The sequence below is a fragment of the Kocuria sp. cx-455 genome, assembly GCF_057707085.1.
In genome coordinates, this window is the sequence record NZ_JBYIPM010000006.1 from 110,678 (window position 1) to 128,554 (window position 17,877).

16 protein-coding genes are annotated in these 17,877 nt (G+C 63.1%); 3 read left to right on the plus strand and 13 right to left on the minus strand.

The window, feature by feature from the left end:
* Positions 1–16: 16 nt before the first annotated feature.
* The 5 genes from dsdA to AC3ENJ_RS10265 all read right to left on the minus strand — a co-directional run bounded on the left by dsdA (position 17) and on the right by AC3ENJ_RS10265 (position 6,247).
* Positions 17–1,306, minus strand: coding sequence for a D-serine ammonia-lyase (gene dsdA / locus AC3ENJ_RS10245; protein WP_498957868.1), 1,290 nt, complete (start codon positions 1,304–1,306; stop codon positions 17–19).
* A complete protein-coding gene (locus AC3ENJ_RS10250) occupies positions 1,306–2,442 on the minus strand; it encodes a maleylacetate reductase (protein ID WP_431813953.1) in 1,137 nt (378 codons plus the stop codon). The genes dsdA and AC3ENJ_RS10250 overlap by 1 nt, the downstream gene beginning before the upstream one ends.
* Before the next feature lie 125 nt (positions 2,443–2,567).
* The gene (locus AC3ENJ_RS10255) at positions 2,568–4,442 is read right to left on the minus strand and encodes a bifunctional sugar phosphate isomerase/epimerase/4-hydroxyphenylpyruvate dioxygenase family protein (protein WP_431813954.1); all 1,875 of its coding nucleotides are present in this window, start codon (positions 4,440–4,442) and stop codon (positions 2,568–2,570) included.
* A complete protein-coding gene (locus AC3ENJ_RS10260) occupies positions 4,439–5,344 on the minus strand; it encodes a shikimate dehydrogenase (protein ID WP_431813955.1) in 906 nt (301 codons plus the stop codon). Before AC3ENJ_RS10260 ends, AC3ENJ_RS10255 begins: the two co-directional genes overlap by 4 nt.
* 72 nt (positions 5,345–5,416) lie before the next feature.
* Positions 5,417–6,247, minus strand: coding sequence for an IclR family transcriptional regulator (locus tag AC3ENJ_RS10265; protein WP_431813956.1), 831 nt, complete (start codon positions 6,245–6,247; stop codon positions 5,417–5,419).
* A 152-nt stretch (positions 6,248–6,399) separates the two neighbouring features.
* Here AC3ENJ_RS10265 and AC3ENJ_RS10270 point away from each other — a divergent pair, with 152 nt between their 5' ends.
* From AC3ENJ_RS10270 to AC3ENJ_RS10280, 3 genes are all read left to right on the plus strand, one after another.
* Positions 6,400–7,821: an MFS transporter gene (locus tag AC3ENJ_RS10270; protein ID WP_431813957.1), complete on the plus strand. Its 1,422-nt coding sequence runs from the start codon at positions 6,400–6,402 to the stop codon at positions 7,819–7,821.
* A 113-nt stretch (positions 7,822–7,934) separates the two neighbouring features.
* Complete coding sequence (locus AC3ENJ_RS10275; protein WP_431813958.1) at positions 7,935–8,771, plus strand: FadR/GntR family transcriptional regulator; 837 nt, start codon at positions 7,935–7,937, stop codon at positions 8,769–8,771.
* A complete protein-coding gene (locus AC3ENJ_RS10280; RefSeq protein ID WP_431813959.1) occupies positions 8,755–9,486 on the plus strand; it encodes a cache domain-containing protein in 732 nt (243 codons plus the stop codon). Before AC3ENJ_RS10275 ends, AC3ENJ_RS10280 begins: the two co-directional genes overlap by 17 nt.
* Before the next feature lie 26 nt (positions 9,487–9,512).
* Here AC3ENJ_RS10280 and AC3ENJ_RS10285 read toward each other — a convergent pair whose 3' ends face one another.
* The 8 genes from AC3ENJ_RS10285 to AC3ENJ_RS10320 are packed head-to-tail and all read right to left on the minus strand — an operon-like array spanning position 9,513 to position 17,598.
* Positions 9,513–10,316 carry a gamma-glutamyl-gamma-aminobutyrate hydrolase family protein gene (locus tag AC3ENJ_RS10285; RefSeq protein ID WP_431813960.1) on the minus strand — a complete coding sequence of 268 codons (804 nt, stop codon included), beginning with the start codon at positions 10,314–10,316 and terminating at the stop codon, positions 9,513–9,515.
* Positions 10,317–10,318: 2 nt separating this feature from the next.
* On the minus strand, positions 10,319–11,032 hold the full coding sequence (locus AC3ENJ_RS10290; RefSeq protein WP_431813961.1) for a gamma-glutamyl-gamma-aminobutyrate hydrolase family protein: 714 nt from the start codon (positions 11,030–11,032) through the stop codon (positions 10,319–10,321).
* Positions 11,029–11,745 carry a substrate-binding periplasmic protein gene (locus tag AC3ENJ_RS10295; RefSeq protein ID WP_431813962.1) on the minus strand — a complete coding sequence of 239 codons (717 nt, stop codon included), beginning with the start codon at positions 11,743–11,745 and terminating at the stop codon, positions 11,029–11,031. Before AC3ENJ_RS10295 ends, AC3ENJ_RS10290 begins: the two co-directional genes overlap by 4 nt.
* Entirely contained in the window at positions 11,745–13,223 is a 1,479-nt protein-coding gene (locus AC3ENJ_RS10300) for a glutamine synthetase family protein (protein WP_431813963.1), read from the minus strand. The genes AC3ENJ_RS10295 and AC3ENJ_RS10300 overlap by 1 nt, the downstream gene beginning before the upstream one ends.
* 50 nt (positions 13,224–13,273) lie before the next feature.
* On the minus strand, positions 13,274–14,521 hold the full coding sequence (locus tag AC3ENJ_RS10305; RefSeq protein WP_431813964.1) for an NAD(P)/FAD-dependent oxidoreductase: 1,248 nt from the start codon (positions 14,519–14,521) through the stop codon (positions 13,274–13,276).
* A 3-nt stretch (positions 14,522–14,524) separates the two neighbouring features.
* Positions 14,525–14,719, minus strand: coding sequence for a ferredoxin (locus tag AC3ENJ_RS10310; RefSeq protein ID WP_431813965.1), 195 nt, complete (start codon positions 14,717–14,719; stop codon positions 14,525–14,527).
* Positions 14,720–14,770: 51 nt separating this feature from the next.
* Complete coding sequence (locus tag AC3ENJ_RS10315) at positions 14,771–15,973, minus strand: cytochrome P450 (RefSeq protein ID WP_431813966.1); 1,203 nt, start codon at positions 15,971–15,973, stop codon at positions 14,771–14,773.
* A 35-nt stretch (positions 15,974–16,008) separates the two neighbouring features.
* The gene (locus AC3ENJ_RS10320; protein WP_431813967.1) at positions 16,009–17,598 is read right to left on the minus strand and encodes an APC family permease; all 1,590 of its coding nucleotides are present in this window, start codon (positions 17,596–17,598) and stop codon (positions 16,009–16,011) included.
* Positions 17,599–17,877 lie beyond the last annotated feature (279 nt).

Here is a 17,877-nt window from a genome sequence, read left to right on the forward strand (position 1 = left end):
TTACAGGCAGTTCATCTTACGATAGATAACTTCGCTGGACCTCCGCTGGAACCATGCCGCCGCCGGTGAGCCAGGCAATGTGAGTGATGTTCCTCAGCCGCTGGTCGGTGAGGTTCGTACGGTTCAGGTACGCCGTATCGGTGCTGATCCAGTGCGGCCCGTCCAGACCGGCCACCGCGGAAGGCTCCGCAAGTATTCCCTCTGTGGCATGCAGTAGTTTGACCTGGTTCTTCATATGCTGATCCGTCACCGTGTAGTAACCGTCGATCAGTCCTTGCATGCGCCGCCCCACGAAACCGGAGGGTCGCCCCACGGCCAGTCCGTCCGCCACGGTGCGGGTGTCCAGACCCAGTTCCGACACGGAGATTTGATCGTGGAGTCCGGTGTAGACACCCAGCATCATGGCCGGCGCGGCGGTGGGTTCAGCGAAAATGCAATGCACGGCGTCCCCGAATTCCAGCGCGAGGCCATAGGCCACTCCGCCCGGGGCGCCGCCAATGCCGCACGGGAGATACACGAACAGTGGGTGATCCGCTGCCACGGTGATCCCTTGGTCGCGCAACTGGCGAGCAACCCTTCGCCCCGCCACGGCGTATCCCGCGAACAGGCTGACCGAGTGTTCGTCGTCCACGAAGTGCGTGGTCGGATCGGTCTGTACCGCTTGTCGTCCGGCGTCCACCGCCGCCGTGTAATCGGTGCTGTGCTCCACCACCTCCACCCCCAGACCCCGGAGCAGTTCTTTCTTCCATGCTTGGGCGTGCGTGGACATGTGCACGGTGGCCTGCAGCCCGAGTGCGGCGGAGGTGATGCCGATGGACAGCCCCAAATTTCCGGTGGACCCCACGACCACCCGATGCTGAGCCATGAGGCGGCGGACGGGTGCCGAGCCGAACTCCTGGTAGTCGGTGGGTAGCAAACCCGCCTCGGCAGCCAGTGACTCGGCGTATTCCAGCACCTCGTGCACTCCCCCGCGGGCCTTGATGGAACAGCTCACGGGCAGGATGTCATCGCGCTTAAGCAGCAGCGTGCCCGCGGCCAGACCCAGTTCGCGCTGCATGTCCGGAGCCGCATCCAAGGGCGACTCGATGATGCCATGGGCTCTCGACGTCTCCGGGAAGGCTTGGGCGATCCACGGAGCGAACCGATCGAGCCTCGCGGCGGCGTCGTCCACGATGCTGCGCGAGAGGTCGGACGCGTACAGGCCCGCCGCGGTCGTGGTCACGGCCGGGTTGAACCACGCCGATGGTTCCTGAGCGGCTAATCGTGTCAGGAACGGGTCATCGTGGAGCTTCGAGTAATTCGCCATCATGCTTGCTCCGTCCTCGCAGGAACGGTGGCCGGATCCTCCCCGGTCAGTGCGGCGCGCAACAGCACCGTGAGGTTCTCCTCGGTGGGCGCGGTGGGGGTGGAGTCCGGAATGGCCTTCAGGGATCGCTGAACGGCTTCCGCAATCCCGCCCTCAGTGAACCCGATGTCCGTGAGCGCCCGGGGCGCATCGATCTCGCGGTACAGCGCGTCCAGCGCTTCGGTCGCATCGCCGGAGTCGGAGCCCAAGGCGTCAGCCAGGCGGACAGAGACCTCTGGAACGGCGGGCGCATTGAACGCCAGAACGTACGGCAACACCGTGGCGTGGACCTGCGCGTGGGGGAGGTTGAACGTGCCGCCCAGCACGTGCGCAATCTTGTGGTGCATTCCCGATCCGGCAGACGCGAACGACAACGCCGCGAGATAGCAGCCGTACAGCGCCATCTCGCGGGCGTGCAGGTCATCGGGATCGGCCGTGATGCCGCGCAGGGCCACGGCCAGGGCCCGGGCACCTTCGAGGGCGAACGTTCGATTGATGGGGTCGGCCTTGGGCGCCCACAGCGAATCCACACAATGGGCCATGCCGTTGAGCCCGGACGCGACCGACAGGCCCACCGGCAGGGAGCGGGACAGGGCGGCGTCGTAAATCACCGTGACCGGCAGGACCTTGGGGTCCAGGCCGGTGGTCTTGGTACGGTTCTCAGTCAGGCCCCACGTGTCGGTCGCCTCGGAGCCGGCGTAGGTCGTGGGCACGGCGATCAGGGGCAGCCCCGAAGTCAATGCGATCGCCTTGCCGAGGCCAAGGGTCGAACCGCCGCCCACGGTCACGAGAGCGTCGATACCCGCGTCCGACGCCGCTGCGCGCGCCTTCTCCGCGAGCTCCACCGGGACGTGCTGGGCCACCTCGTTCCACCACAGACCCGGTGCGAGCCGCGAGGTGATGGTACGGGCTGCCGTCTCGGCGGAACCGCCCGTGATGATCATGGGACGCTTGCTATCCAACCGCTCGAGTTCGGCCGCCAGGAAGTCACCTGCCTTGTCCGAGCCGAACATCACCCGCTGGGCGGCGGTGACGTGCTCGAACACCATGGGCTGGCTCTCACCGGGCTTGGTGTCACCGGACCGCTGATCACTCACGAACATCCCGCTCTCTACGCATCACAACTGGCTGGTTCCAGTGTGTCAGGTTCGCGGTTCACTCCCCAGCCATTTCATGAGGGGTTACTGCAGAGCACGACTGACTACCGTGCAGTAAACCCTGATCACAGGGTGCCAGCCGCTTCCTCCCACGTCCGGTACTGCGCCGCCAGCCGCACGGGGGCATTGGGGGCACCGAATCCGCGGTAGTTGCCGCGCCGTTCCACGACCTCCACGAACACCTCACCGAGGGTCGCCGTGTAGAAGTGCAGGAACTCCCCGCGCTCGTCGCGGTCGTAGAGCAGGCCGTGCTCGCGCAGCTCGGCGACCGTGTCCGGGGCCAGGTCGAAGCGGGCCACGAGGTCCTCGTAGTAGTTCTCGGGCACCGGCAGGAAGGTGAGGCCGCGGCGTCGGGCGCGGCGAGCCACGGCCACAATGTCCGAGCAGGCCAGCGCCACGTGCTCGGGGTAGGCCGCGCCCGTGTAGGCGCCCTGTTCCGCGGCGGTGGGGGCCACGTTGAGGGGGATCCGCACGGTTTTGTCCGCGGAGCGCATGACCTGCGAGCGCACCAGCCCGGACGGTCCCGCGACCTCTTGCGCAGGCTGTGCATGCAGGTCGAGCAGGGAGGTGAGGAACAGGACGGCCTCGTCGTAGTGCTGCCACGGCTGCGCGAGGTTCACGTGGTCCACGCCGGTGATCAGGGAGTCCGACGCCGCTTCGGCCGGGTCCGCGCCGAACTCCTCCAGCCACGGGGGCACCCCGCGGTCCCCGTGGGGACCGAAGAAGATCTCGGTCGCATCCGGGGCGAGCACCCCGTGCAGCACGGTTTCCCCCGGTTGCTGGGTGCGCGCGACCACCGGGGCGAGCAAGCGGGAGGCGCGGTGGGCGGCGTCGTCGGGACTGTCGACCTGGAACCCCAGGGCGGCCAGACGGGTGGGTTGCGCGAGCGAGGCCTGCGGGTCCTCGCCGATGACCACCCGAACCGGGCCCTGCGTCCACGCCTGGACGGTGTCCTTGCTGCGGTGATGACCGGCCAGTTCGAACCCCAACTGATGCAACAGGCGCGTGGTCTGCCCGAGTTTGGAGGTGCGCAGCTCCACGAAATCCCACGCCCGCGGCGGCTGGGGATCCGGCAGATCACTCAGCACCAGCGGCTCACATGCGGGGTCCTCCCCCGCCGCGCGCACGGCGTCCGCGGTCTGGTCCTCCAACCAACGCAGCGAACGCAGCCCGTCCACGGCGGTACGGTGGACGTCAGCCTGCCGGAAGGCATCGTTGAAGATCTCCAGCGAGACCGGACCCGCGTACCCACATTCATGCAGGCGAGCGAGCACGTCCACCAGGTCGAAGTCCCCCTCGCCCGGGAAGATGCGATGGTGTCGCGACCACGAGAGAATGTCCTGCTTGAGCAAGGGCGCGTCCGCGAGCTGCACGAAGAACAGTTTGTCCGGGTCCAGCAGCTCCACGCCGTCCACGGTGTCACCGCGGGAGAGGATGTGGAAGCTGTCCAGGCACGTGCCCACGGCGGGATGATCGGCCAGCTCCACGATGCGGTGTGCGCGGCGCCAGTCGTTGACGTTCTTACCCCACGCCAGGGCCTCGTAGGCGAGCTTGATGTCGTATTCGGCGGCCATCTCGCCGGCCCGGCGCAGCTGATCCGCAATGGCCTGATCATCATCCAGGGCGGCCGTGGCCACATTGGAGCACATCAGCAACACGGGCGTGCCCAGGCGGCGCATCAGGTCGAACTTCGCGCGCAACCGGCGCAGCGAATCGGGGAACGCCTCCGGGGCGACCTCCACGCCGTCGCGGAACGGCTGGTACATGTCCAGGGAGAGACCGAGTTCGGCGGCCCTCTCGCGCAGCTGCTCGGGGGAGGACGGCGAAACCACCAGGTCCTGCTCGAACACTTCGATCCCGTCGAATCCGGCGAGCGCGGCAGCCTGCATTTTCTCTTCCAGTGTCCCGGACAGGCACACCGTGGCGATGCTGGTTCTCATTGGGCCCCTCCGGACTCCTGGGCCGGGGCGACCGGGGACTGCCCGGTCAGCGACAGGAAATGATCACGCATCCGCCGCCGGTCCGGGTTCAGGTCGGTGAACAGTCTGAAGGCATCGACCGCCTGCCCAACCGCCATGTGGCCACCGTCCAGCACCTGGCATCCCACGGTCTTGGCCGCGGTGACGAGTTCCGTGGCCAACGGCAGGTAGACCACGTCCGCAACCCACTGCCCCCCATTGAGCAGGGCGGTGTCGAACGGTGTTCCGGGGTGGTGATGCATTCCCACGGGGGTCGCATTGACCACGCCGCTCGCGCCAATCACCAGCTCGGGCACCTGATCCGGTTCCACAGCCCCCACGACGGCGCCCGGGTACCGCGCGGCCAGGGCGGCGGCGCGCTGGGCCGCGCGAGCGACGTCGACGTCCACCAGATCCAAGCGCTGGGCGCCCACCGCGAGCAGCGCCTCGGCGACTGCCGACCCCGCACCGCCCGAGCCGAACTGCACCACGCGATCCAGGTTGGCCCCGGGTAGGCCCCCGCGGAATCCTTCCGTGAAGCCGGAGCAGTCCGTGTTGTAGCCGATGAACTTGTCGTCCCTGACCAGCACCGTATTGACGGCCCCGATTGCGGCGGCCTGGGGAGCCACCTCGTCCAGGTGGTCCATGACGATTTGTTTGCAGGGGTGGGTGATGTTGAACCCGTTGAACCCCAGATCCCGCCCGGCGCGCAGCAGCTCACCGACGTCCGCTCCGGGACGATTGATCTTCGCGAGATCCACGGGGCGGTAGAGATAGCGCACACCGTGGTGGTCGGCCTCGCGCTCGTGCATGGGTGGGGTGAGGCTTTCGGTGATGCCGTCACCGATCAAACCGATCAGGAAGGACTCGTTGAGGGTGGACATGCGGTTCCTTTCGGGGAATCCGGGGTGTTTCGGTAACTGGATACGTTGCCGTGCCCGCGGACGGCGCGGTGGCTAGGGACGCTGCGGAAGTTGCGAGGCCAGCTGGACCGCGGCGTCCTTGAGGAGAGGGATGTGCTGTTCGAGACCGGCCAGGTCGCTGCGGTAAACGGGTGCGGCGAGCGCGAGCGCTGCCACAAGAGGCCCGCCCGGGGTCATGACGGGGACAGCGACGGCGCACATGCCGTCATCGTGTTCCTGGTCCTGGGAGGCCCAGCCGCGTTCGCGGGTTTCCTCGAGGATCTTTTGCAGCTCGCCCCGGTCCGCAAGGGAACGATCCGTGCGCGGCGCGAGGTCAAGGGCGGCGACCAACTCGTCCCGGGTGGTCTGCGGGCTGAAAGCAAGCAACACCCTGCCCAGCGAGGAGGTGTGCAGCTCACCACGGTCCCCGGGATCGGTGGTGATGCGGTGGTTGGGTCCGTCCACGGTGTGCACGGTGAGGAAACGGTCCCCGTCCAGCACGGCGAGCAAAGAACTTTCGCCGGTGGCCTCCGTGAGCCGACGCAGCACGGGAAGTGCGGTACCGGAGTACCCCCTGGCCGTGGCGACCTTCTGGCCCATCTGAAAAACGAGCAGACCCAGGCGGTACCGCTTGGTGGCGGGATCGTACTCGGCGAACCCGGAATCGACCAGCGTGGTGAGCAGGCGATAGCACGTGCTGAAGGCGTAGCCGGAGTCCGCGACGATCTGACCCGCGGTGGCCCCGTGCGGGTAGTTGGCCAGCAGCTCCAGGAGTGTGAGTCCCTTGCGGACGGTGCCGGAGCGATCACCCGCACGCGCCGGGGCCGGGGCGATTGCTGCGTCCGCCGCGCCCGCCGCCGAGGCCGTGGTGTTCGTGGGGCTCATGACGTGCTCCTGATTTTTTCGGTCGGGTACTTGACGAACAGTGTGACCCACTTCATGCTTATGTTTCAAGTAGTTGAAAACTATTTCTAATATATGGCAATCACCGCAGCGGGGACGTTTGATCCCACGCCTTCCGTGAAGGATGTCTTCTCATGAGCACCACCCACCACGCGGGCTCACCGGGGCCCACGAATCCGGCAGCAAACGCCGCCAAGACTCCCAAGAAAGCAGCGCTCGCCAGCTGGATCGGCTCCGCTCTGGAGTACTACGACTTTGCCGTGTACGGCACTGCCGCCGCACTGGTGCTGAACCACATCTTCTTCCCGAAGGATGCTTCCCCCGGTGTGGCCATCCTGTTGGCCATGGGCACCGTGGGTGTTGCCTACGTGGTTCGCCCGTTGGGTGCGCTCATCATGGGCCCCCTCGGTGACAAGTACGGGCGCAAGTTCGTGCTCATGCTGACTCTGTTCCTGATGGGCGGCGCCACGTTCGCGGTGGGGTGCTTGCCCACCTACGATCAGGTCGGCCTTCTGGCTCCGGCGCTGTTGGTGTTGTGCCGCGTGATCCAGGGCCTGTCCGCCTCCGGAGAGCAGGCGAGCGCCATTTCCGTCTCGCTGGAGCACGCCGATGACCGGCACCGCGCCTTCACCACCAGCTGGACCCTGCAGGGCACCCAGTTCGGCACGCTGCTAGCGACCGCCGTGTTCATCCCCTTCACGCTGGTCCTCACCGAGGAGCAGCTGTTCAGCTGGGGCTGGCGCGTTCCGTTCTGGGCTTCCGCCGTGGTGGTTTTCGTGGCGTACATGATCCGCCGTCACCTGGAGGAGCCGCCGGCCTTCGAGGAAACCCAAGCGGAGGGTACCGAGGTCAAGCGCACCACTCCCCTGAGCACCCTGCTGAAGTACCACAAGGCCGCTGTGATCCGCATTGCCGCTGCCGCCATGGTCAACACCATTAACGTGGTGTTCCTGGTCTGGTCGCTGTCCTTCGCAACCTCCATCGTGGGCCTGGAACGCTCCACCATGCTCTGGGTCTCGGTGGTCGCGAACTTCGTAGCATTGTTCACCATTCCCGCCTGGGCGCTGCTGGCGGACAAGATCGGGCGCAAGCCCGTGTTCATCGCGGGTGTGCTGGGCGCCGTGGGCTTCATGTTCCCGTATCTGGCCGCGGTGGCCGCGGGTAACTGGACGCTGATCTTTGTGCTGGGCGCGCTGCTGTCCGGTTGCTTCTACTCGATGGCCAATGGCATTTGGCCCTCGTTCTACGCGGAGATGTTCCCGACCCGCGTCCGCGTGACCGGCCTGGCTCTGGGCACGCAGATCGGCTTTGCGATCTCCGGCGGCATCACGCCGTTCCTGGCCACCTCCGTGGCCGGCGCCGACGGTTCCTCCTGGATCAACGTGGCGTTGGTGGTTGCCGCCGCGGGTCTGATCTCTGTGATCGCCGCGCTGACCGCCAAGGAGACCAAGGACCGCTCCCTGGACGAGATCAACGATTTGCACACCACGCGCACCGAGGCATTGGAACTGGTTGCGATGGACCGCAAGGAAGGCGTGAATGCGGGGCGTCGCTGACCGGCGTCGGCGGGGTGAAACCGGCTCCGTGTATGGCATTCTCAGTAGACGACCACAAGGGCACGTCAGCACATGAAATCGGTGTGGTGAGGGATCATCGGGGAGGAGCATCCATGGACGATGCACAGGGCGTGCTGGGTCCCAGTAATCCTCCTACCCAACCCGTCGAGGTGGTTCCGTCCTCGGCTGCGCTGCGGGCGCAGATTTACCGCAGTCTTCCCTCCTACGATCGCGCCGAAGTCATCACGGAACGGCTACGGGACTCCATAGCGGTGGGGCTGCTCCACCAGGGGGACAGGCTTCCCAGCGAAGTCGACATGTCCGAATCGTTCGGTGTCGCGCCGGCCACGCTGCGCGAAGCCCTCTCCAAACTCCGAGATGAAGGCCTGGTGGAAACCAGACGGGGACGAAACGGCGGCACGTTCGTCGTCTCGTACCCAGAAGCCCGCACTGATGCCCTGCTGCAACGGTTCAGGGAATACACAGTGGTCGACCTGCGCGACCTGGGCGATGAAATCACAGCCATTACCGCGGCGTGCTGTCGTTTAGCGGCGGAACGCGCGGTTCATCATGATGTTGAGCGACTCGGCTCGCTCCTCGCGGAATTCCGCAAGGCGCGCACTCCCCATCAGCGGTCGAGGTCGGACAGCAGATTTTGGCTGGAGCTCGCCGTTGCCGCGCAGTCCCGACGCTTACTGTCACTGGCACTCCGCCTGCAGCTGGAAGTCAGTGAACTGCTCTGGTCCCCGCTGATCAAGCACCGTGACCACGCGGGAGCCGTTTCACAGCTGCAGGACCTGTACCAAACTTTGGTAGACAGAGACAGCACAGCAGCTGTCGAAGCTGCAAGCACACGCGTCAGTGCAGACACCTACCATCTGATCGACGTGAAACTGACGCTCTCCCTCAACGATGAGCAGAATGGGGGCACGCATGGACCGGAGCGGTAATCTCCTCACGGTTGCGGACGATTTGTCCGCACAGTTCAACCTTTTGTACCGGGACCTGAAGGTGTATGCGGATGTCCTGTCCGATCGTCTCAATCGGTTGAGCACGTCTCATTCCGTGGGCCCCTTCGACAACACCATGGTGACCCGCATGCGCATGCACGCTCTCGGCGTCCTCAAGAGGCACAGCATGCTGGCGGGGACGGGAGTGATCTTCGCACCGGAACGCATTGCGGTACCCGAACAGTTGATCCAGTGGTACGTGCGCAGTGACGACGGGGACATCGAACCCTACGGATTTGTCTACGACCGCGATTCCCACGAGTTCTACGACTTTCTCAATCTCCCCTGGTATCACACGCCACGAACCACCGGTCGACCAGCGCTCGGCGGTCCACTGCTGGACTACCTGGGCTTTGACGAATACATCGTCACGTTGGCCGTGCCGCTGAACGTGGGAGACGAGTTCGCGGCCGTGGTGGGAGCAGACATCCTTGTCGAGAGCGTCCAGGTGGCTCTCCAGAAAGCACTCTCACGACACTCGTCCGGGCAATGGCCCCCGGTGGCGCTGGTCACCGAGGAGGATCGCATTGTTTGCTCGAATTCTGCGCGGTTCCTCCCGGGTCTGCGCCTGAATGAACACTCCGATGGGTTGTCGCGAATCACCTTGGCCACGTCGGTTCCCACCTTCACCCTGGTGGCGGCCACCCAGGAGTAGGGCGGCCGCCACACGTGGTGGTCGCCTCACGTGATCTTCCGGGCCCGTGCCTGTTGCGTGAACGCATTGAATAACTGGTACCGGTCGTCCGCGCGACCGTCGTCGTCTTCCGGATGCCACTGCACACCGACTATCCAGGTCTTATCCACCAGCTCCGTCCCCTCGACAACGCCGTCGTCCGCGACGGCGATAGCCCGCAGCCCTTCGCCGAGCTCCGCGACCGCCTGGTGATGGCCACTGCGAACCACCAGCCGCTCGCGCCCGTAGATCTCATGCACTTTGCTGCCCGGGATCAGAGCGATTTCCTCATCCAGGAACATCGGGGCTCCATCAACTCCCCGGTGCAGGTGCGCCGGTTGAATATCGGGAATCAATGTTCCGCCGCACGCAACATTGAGCAGCTGGGATCCGCGGCAAATGGCGAGAACAGTGGCGTCTCGATCGATCGCTTCCCGAATGATCTTGAGTTGCCTCCGGTCGGAACGAGGATCTTTACCGTACTCGTCCGGGACCGGCTCGTGATGACCGTAGAGGGCTCCAGCCACGTCACCGCCACCGAGAACGACCACTCCATCCGTTGCTGCGATGGCTTGGTAGTTCGGTTCCGCGTCCTCCGTGACATCAATGAGAACCGTTTGCGCCCCGGCCTCCCGCAGACTTTCCAGGGTCACCGATGTGAATCTCTTGATCAGCTCGTAGGTTTCCTCGTTCTGGTCAGGAAGATTCAACTGCGCAACCACCGCGATACGGACGTCGGAATCCGGCTCGGCTGTCGACCGGGGCGCCACGTCGGCCGGTGACAACAGCGGAACCGAAGGGTGTGCCTGCATGACTATCCTCTCGTTGCTTCGCGCCGCTTTCGGGCCTCGTGGACGACCCAATCGAAGAGTGCTTGATCCGATGCCACGGAATCCGAACGGTCCTCCGGATGCCACTGCACCGCCACGGTGTTGAGCTCGGGGTCCTCAATGGCCTCAACACATCCGTCCGAGGATTTCGCCACGACGGTCAACCCAGCGCCCAGTCGATGTACCGCTTGATGGTGATAGCTGGAGACCGATACTTCTCGGGAGTCTCCCAGCACCGCAGCCAGTCGGCTATTGGGAGCTATCTCCACGTCATGCACCGTGTCCACGTGCTGTTGCGGATCATCCGGCCAGTGTTGGACCAGCGTGCCACCGCGTTCCACGTTCCACAATTGCATGCCACGACAGATCAGAAGAGTGGGCAGTCCCATTTCTTGAGCCATCGCAATAGCTTTCGCCTCGGCTTCATCCTGCTGGGCGTAATCGGTTCCGACGTAGGTCTCATCAGCGGCAGCGCCGTACCGAGCGGGATTTATGTCGGATCCCCCGGGAAGCACCATGCCATCCACGATGGACCAAACATTGGAATTCGTGGCCGGGGAAATCACCAGTGGATCTCCGCCGGCCCGAGCAATGCTGTCGAGCACCGCGTTGGCCACCACTGAACCCGAATACCGGAGCCCCTTGATTTGGGCCGACCACATGGCCGGTACCGCGATGAACGGCTTGTCCGATGTCATGACGGCCTCCCCTCATGGAGGTCGGCCGGAAACGGAAGGTGCGGCATCCATGTCCGCCACACAGCTTCCAACCGCCCATCCGCAATGACTCGCTCTAAAGCCCCATCGAGCAGTTGCAGCATGTCCGGGGAGCCTTTCGAGACGCCCACACCCCACGGGTTCCTGGTTTCCACCGTGAAAGCGATGTCGAAGTCCGGGTCGTCTCCGAGCGGTACCGTCACGACGTCGTCGTCGACCATGGCGTCCACGCTGCCGCTGCGAACGGCGGCAATCATGTCACCGAAAACATCGCCGGAGGAGTCGAACGGAACCAAGTGCGCTCCCTGGAAGGACTCCGCCAGTCTCATGTTCGCGCTGTCTCGAATAGCAGCCACGCGGTAGCCCGCCATGTCTTCCGGTGTGCGGGCCGGATCCCCGGCCCGCACCAGAACGGATTCGCTGAACACTGCGTAGGGGCGGGTGAAGGCAACCTGCTCTTGCCGTGATGCAATGATTCCCTGCCCGCACCACACTCCGTGGGCCTCACCACGCTGCACTGCCGGGATCATGTCGTCCCACGGAAGCACGAGCCACTCCAGGTCCATGCCCAGTTCCTCAGCAACCAGGTGTGCAGCCTCCGGTTCGTACCCGGTCCTGGTTCGTCCGCCATCGGTAGAGAGATCGAACAGCGGAGGAGCATCGGAATCGATGCACGCAAGTTTCAAAGTACTCATCACGGAATCGCCTGCCAGTACTGCTTGAATTCCCATTCGGTCAACGCGCCGCAGTAGCGGGCCCATTCGTCATTTTTCATGTCCAGGTAGACGCTGGACAGCTGGTCGGGCAGGGACCGCTGGACGTACTTGTCCGCGCGGAAGGCGTCGATGGCTTCACCCAGTGACATGGGCATGGTCTCGCCGAGGCTTCCCTCTGCGGGAGGTTCAATTTGGTTGCCGATACCGTCAGCCATCGCCGCAATCAGCAGGGCATGAGAGAGGTAGGGGTTCACTGCCGCGTCCGGGACGCGCACCTCTGCACGACCGTTGGCCGAAATCCGCACCATGGAGGCACGGTCGTCCAGACCCCAGTTGCCGCGGGCCGGAGCAAACTGCCCGGGATCCCAGAATCGCTTGTAAGAGTTCACCGTGCTCGCCATGACGAGCATCATTCCCGGTGCATGTTTGAGTATGCCGCCAATTGCCCAGCGGCCCAGCTGAGACATGTGCAGCTCAGTCACTCCGTCGATGACAAAAGAATTGCGACCTTGCTCATCCCAGAGGGAAATGTTGTGGTGGCAGCCATTGCCCATGGAGCCCAGGTACGGCTTGGGCATGAAGCTTGCTTGGACATCGAATTCTCGAGCGACCTGGGAGCAGATCTGTCGATAGGTCACCAGCCTGTCCGCAGTCAGCTCGATATCATCGAACATCCAGTTCAATTCGAGTTGACCCTGGTCCTCGTAGTCACCTTCGATCATGTCGAAGTCCAGTGCCGTTGCGTATTCCTCCAGGCGCTTGAAGATCGGCCTCATCATTTCCAGATTTTCCACCTGGTACGCCGGGCTGTGCCCCGGCACCAGGTTTGGTTCAATGGATTTCCCGGCCCACACCATTTCCGGCTCCGTACCCGATTTCATGGTCAGCCCGAACGTGTCCTTCATCAACTGGTGAGTTCGGTGCATGTTGGCACGCGCGTCGATGGCCAGAGGACGGCCTCCCACCTCCCCGAGGTGCTCAGGCTCGTAGGCAGCGCAGAAGACGCGGCCGACCTCGTGGTCCCACGGCAACTGCTGAAGCGTCTCGGGTTGCGGGAGTCCCACGAACTCCTTGGCCTCCACGCCACCACCGATCAATGTGCCGAAGATATCGGTCTGCAGGTCACTGAGCGCGGTGCGGTGGAAGCTGATTCCCTTCTCCAGGTTCCGTACGATGTGCTTGGCGGGCACCAGCTTTGCAACAGTTCGAGATCCGAGCGTTGGGAGCATGTAGTACAGGTACTTCACTCCGGAACGTTCGATCTGCTCCTTGATCCGTTCCACGGATTCGTCGGAGAGATTCTTTTCCCGATGACGAGCGAAGGCCCCATTGTCGGTCAATGCCGATTCCGAGCGTTCCTGGTAGACGTCGGTGAGGCTGCGCCCCAGCTGAATTGCTTGGGTTTGCAGCTTTTCCACATGCGGTTCTTTTACTTCAGACATCGTGTTCTCAGACATTTCACACACTTTCCATCTATCCCTTGTTTCACCAAGGATGGGTGTAGGCGTCAGGCTGGCGAAGTAATTTTCGTCAACATGTCGCGGTATTGAACTAGCCGTCCTGCGGGCAATCCCACATTGACCACGGCAATGGTCTCCCCCTCGCGCTGATAGCTGATGGCTACGCCTGACGCCGGGTCCTCCAGGCTTCCCTCCAGAACTTCAATGGAGGTTGCTCGGTGCGGCGCTCCCACTCCTTGGATCCGGACACCGAATTGGTCGCTCCAAAAGCTCGGCATGGCGCTGAACGGCGCGGGCTCCTCGGTGCCGCCCAGACTCGCCACCAGGGACTTCGCGGCCGTCTTGGCCGTGTCAATTGCTGTTTGCCAATGCTCGATGCGACGCAGCTCACCACCGGACCAGGGGTCCGGAAATCGTGCGACATCGCCTACGGCGACCACTCGGGGTGCGCCCTCGACGCGCATCCTGGAATCCACGACTACGCCGTCAGTGAGATCCAAGCCATTGTTCTCAAGCCATTCGGTGTTGGGTACGGATCCGACGGCCTCAACCACAATGTCAGCGGCAAGCTCCTGCTCATCCGCGAGACGAACCCCCGCCGCACGAGCATGAGATGCGTGATCATCCGGCGAGGAGCCCGTGAGGAATTCCTCAACGTAGCTGCCATTGACCATTTCGATGCCTTGGCCCGCGAGCCAGTTGCGCATGGCTTCCGAAACTTCGTGGCCCAGGACGCGGTGCATTGGTCCCCTGGACCCCTCGACGAGTTGAACGACGCATCCGAGTTGGCGGGCAGTGGAGGCGACTTCGCAACCGATGAAACCTGCCCCCACTACCAGGACTCGTTTTTCAGAGCTCAGTTCCTCGTGCAGGGCTCGTGATTCCTCGAGGGTCCTAACGACGTATCGACCCTTCGTGGGTCCTGGCGCCTGCAAACGCCGGGGACGGATTCCCGTGGCAATGACAAGACCGTCGTACTCCAGGTGTTCCCCGGAATCCACCGTGACCGTTCGCGCGCGGAGGTCACTTACAATGACTCGTTCGCTCAACCGCCATTGCGCGTCCGAGACACTTGCTCGTTGGCGCAAGGCCGTTGATTGAAGTGATTCCTCCAGGGTTCCCGGCCGGGCCAGAATTTCCTTGGTCAAAGGCGGTCGGTTATAGGGTTTGTGCGGCTCTTCCCCGATGACCACCAGCTCGCCCTTCCAACCGGCCGAACGCAGCTGCTCCGCTGCTCTCAAGCCACCCATGGACGCGCCTACCACGATGATTCGCCCTAGCTCGAGGGTGGACATGATCTACTGCTCTCCCTTGAGGAAGATGGCCTGCACAGGACAGACATCCATGGCGTCCTCGATGTACTCGAGCTCTGCTTCGGGGAATTCCTCCTCGTATTGCAGTACCCCTTCGGAATCCATTTCGAAGTTGTTCGGCGCTGCGATAGCGCACTGCCCGTGGTTCTCGCACAGGTTTCGATCGACCCAGACCTTCATGATGAATGCACCTTTCCGTGCCCGCGGACACTGATCCTTCGGTTGTCGTGCTTAGCGTTTCTCGAATGTGATGGGAAGCGTTGCGGGTCCGGTATTACCGGAGTCCGGTAGCCAACGCCCCTCGGGCAACAAGTTGATGTTGGTGATGCGCGTTGCCAATGCTGGCAGGGCCGCCATCATGTCCGAGCGGGCCACGAAGTGACCCAAGCAGTGATGAACTCCGCCGCCGAATGCGTAGTGGGGTGCTGATTCGCGCTCCAAGTCGATCCGGTCCGCATTGCTGAACTTCTCGGGGTCGGTACCGGAGGCGAAGGTGAACATGTGGACAGTGGTCCCCTTCTCAATGGTCAGGTCCTTGTACTCGAAGGTTTCCGCTGCCTCGCGGGTCACCCAACGAGTGGTCGGGTTGATCCGCAAGGCCTCCTCCACGGCGGCCTTTGCCAGTTCCTCGGGTCGCTCGGCTAGCAGTTCCCACTGGTGAGGTTGGCGAGCGAAGGACTGGATGGCCAAGCCCAGCTGGTTCCGTGTCGTGTCCATCCCGCCGAAGATCAAAAGGACAATGAGGTTTTGGAGTTCCTCATCGGACAGCGAGTCCCCCTCGCGATTGGCTTCCACCAAACGAGTGACGAAATCGTCCTTGGGATTTTGTTGCCGGTCCTTAATCAGATCGGCGCCGTACGCCTGGAGTTCCCGCAGAGCGGCGTCGATCTCGGGCAACTCCTGCTTGATGGTGATACCCAAGGCGGCGCCCACTGTCGACCCGAGTTCGTTGATCTTCTCCCAGTCGCTCTCGTCGATGCCGAGCATGATGCACAGCACCCGGGTGGCGAACGGTGCCGCGAACTCCTCGACGAACTCCACTTCACCGCTGTCGATCCAGTTGTCGATCAGTTCGTTGGCGAGGGCTTCAAACCGATCGCCCAGCGCCGCGATCTTACGTGGTGAGAACGCGGGGTTTGCGAGGCGACGGATCCGGTGGTGGTCCTCCCCCTCCAGAACCAGGAGATTCTCCTTCCACCAGTCGTAGAAAACACCCGAGTGGACCCCGTTGTGTTCGGGCCATTGCGCCGATCCCTGGATCAGTTTGGGGCTCTTCATCAGCGCTGCGTTGTCCTCGTAGGACAAGACCGCAATGCCGTAGTTGGTTTTGGCATACCAGTTGGTGTCCCGGGCATCTCGCACCGCATCCGAATCCATGGAGAAGGACGGGTCCGAAATATCGAGGTACGCGAACTTGGGGGCTGTGATGCTCATGGCGAGTTCCTTTCCGAGCAACTCTTCGACTCGTCTTACTGTCGTTCCGAACCGTTGTGGGGATACGTGTGTGGCTTTCCGCCGCCCAGGCGAATGGCCATGTCGACAACTTCCTCGGTCTGGGAAATCGGATTCGCATATCGCAGGTCGATCTCACCCGTATGAGCGTCACCCGTGGGCCCGGCATTGAATCGATAGGGCCGTCGAACAACCAGATACAGGGCACCGATGACCAGAACCGCTGCCCCCACGAGACCGACCATCCACGCCTGGTACCAGGGGACATCGGGCACCGGGGTGACAAGTGTGTAGATGGCGAAAATCTGATACACCAGAGCAGTTCCCGCGACCACCCAGCCCGCGTTGCCCATGGCGAAGTGCCCCTTGGGTTTCCAACCCTTGGCGCGAGCCCGGAGAGAGGCGATCACCACCGTGCAGAACGCCATGTAGATGCCGCAGGAAGCGAACGAGACAATGGCGATGAGCGCGTTGGCGCTGAGCAACGAGATGATGAGCACGACAGCGGGAAGCCCAGCCGCGGTAAGCAACGCGTACGGCGGTACAGCTCGCTTGTGATTGAACTTCCGCAGGAAATTCGAGGCCGGAAGCTGATGGTCGCGTCCCATGGAAAACATCAACCGGGAGGCGGCGGCCTGGAGTGAAATCGTGCACGACAAGAAGGACAACAGGACGATTGCCATCACAAGTTTGAACCCCGTGGGGCCGAAGGCACTGAGGAAGATGGCGCCGACGGGATCGGTGGCGGTGCCATCAAGAATCGCTCCGAAGTCCGGAACGGCCAGAATCAGCCCCAGCGCGATAAACATGGAGGCAATGCCGCCCACGTAAATCGTTGTGCGCATGGCCTTGGGGATCACGCGACCAGGATCTTTGACTTCCTCAGCAACGTCCCCGTTGGCCTCAAAGCCGTAGTATAGGTAAATCCCGAAGATCGCTGCTCCGATGAACGCCGCCGCGAAGGGTGCGTCACTTTGCATGTCCGCGGAACGGAAATCCATGAACAGGACGGAAAGGTCGTGCTGGCGAGCTTTGAAGAGCAGCCACGTACCGAGGCACACGGTGGCAATGATCTCTACCGCAAATCCAATGAATGCCACGTTCGCCAGAATCTTGGTGCCGCCGAAGTTCACCACAGTTGCCAGGACGAGGATCCCCAGAGCCAACAAGACATTGGCGAGCGGGGTCATCTCCAAGCCAAATAAGGCACCCAAGAACGGTCCTGCGCCGTAGGCCACGGACGCAATGGTCGCGTTGATGGCGATGGCGTAAATCCAACCACTCATCCATCCCCATTTGGGACCCCACAGTCGTCGATTCCACGGGTAAATACCTCCAGCAATGGGGTATTGGGAGACGACCTCACCGAAAACCAGCGCCACGAGAAGTTGGCCCAGCCCGGCGATCACCAGCATCCAGAATGCGGGTGGGCCGGAAATCGCCAGGGCCGCCGCAATGGTCGTATACACGCCCACCACGGGGGACAAGTACGTGAACCCCAGGGCAAGGTTGCCCCAGAAGCCCATGTCCCGCTTGAACTCGCCGCTATCGTGCTCGTGAGTCCTGACAGCGGAATCCGACGTGCCCGCGTGTTGAGTACTTGCCATGACGACTCCTTCAGTGCCGTTACGGGAGAGATCCCCGCGCCCTCCCGGACGGTGTCACCCCAACGCCTTCAATGTGAACTGCGTTACAAAGGGAAGATACCATCAACACTGTAGGTATTGGCAAGGGTGGTTCCTAGGTCGTCACGAATTTTCGCGGGTTTCGGGCCAGAGACATGAGGGCCACCACACGCCCGGAGTCGTATTCACGCTGGTCAGAGCCGGCGGATGGCCAACTCACGCAACAACGAATCAACGATCGTGATCTTGCGAAAACAACCC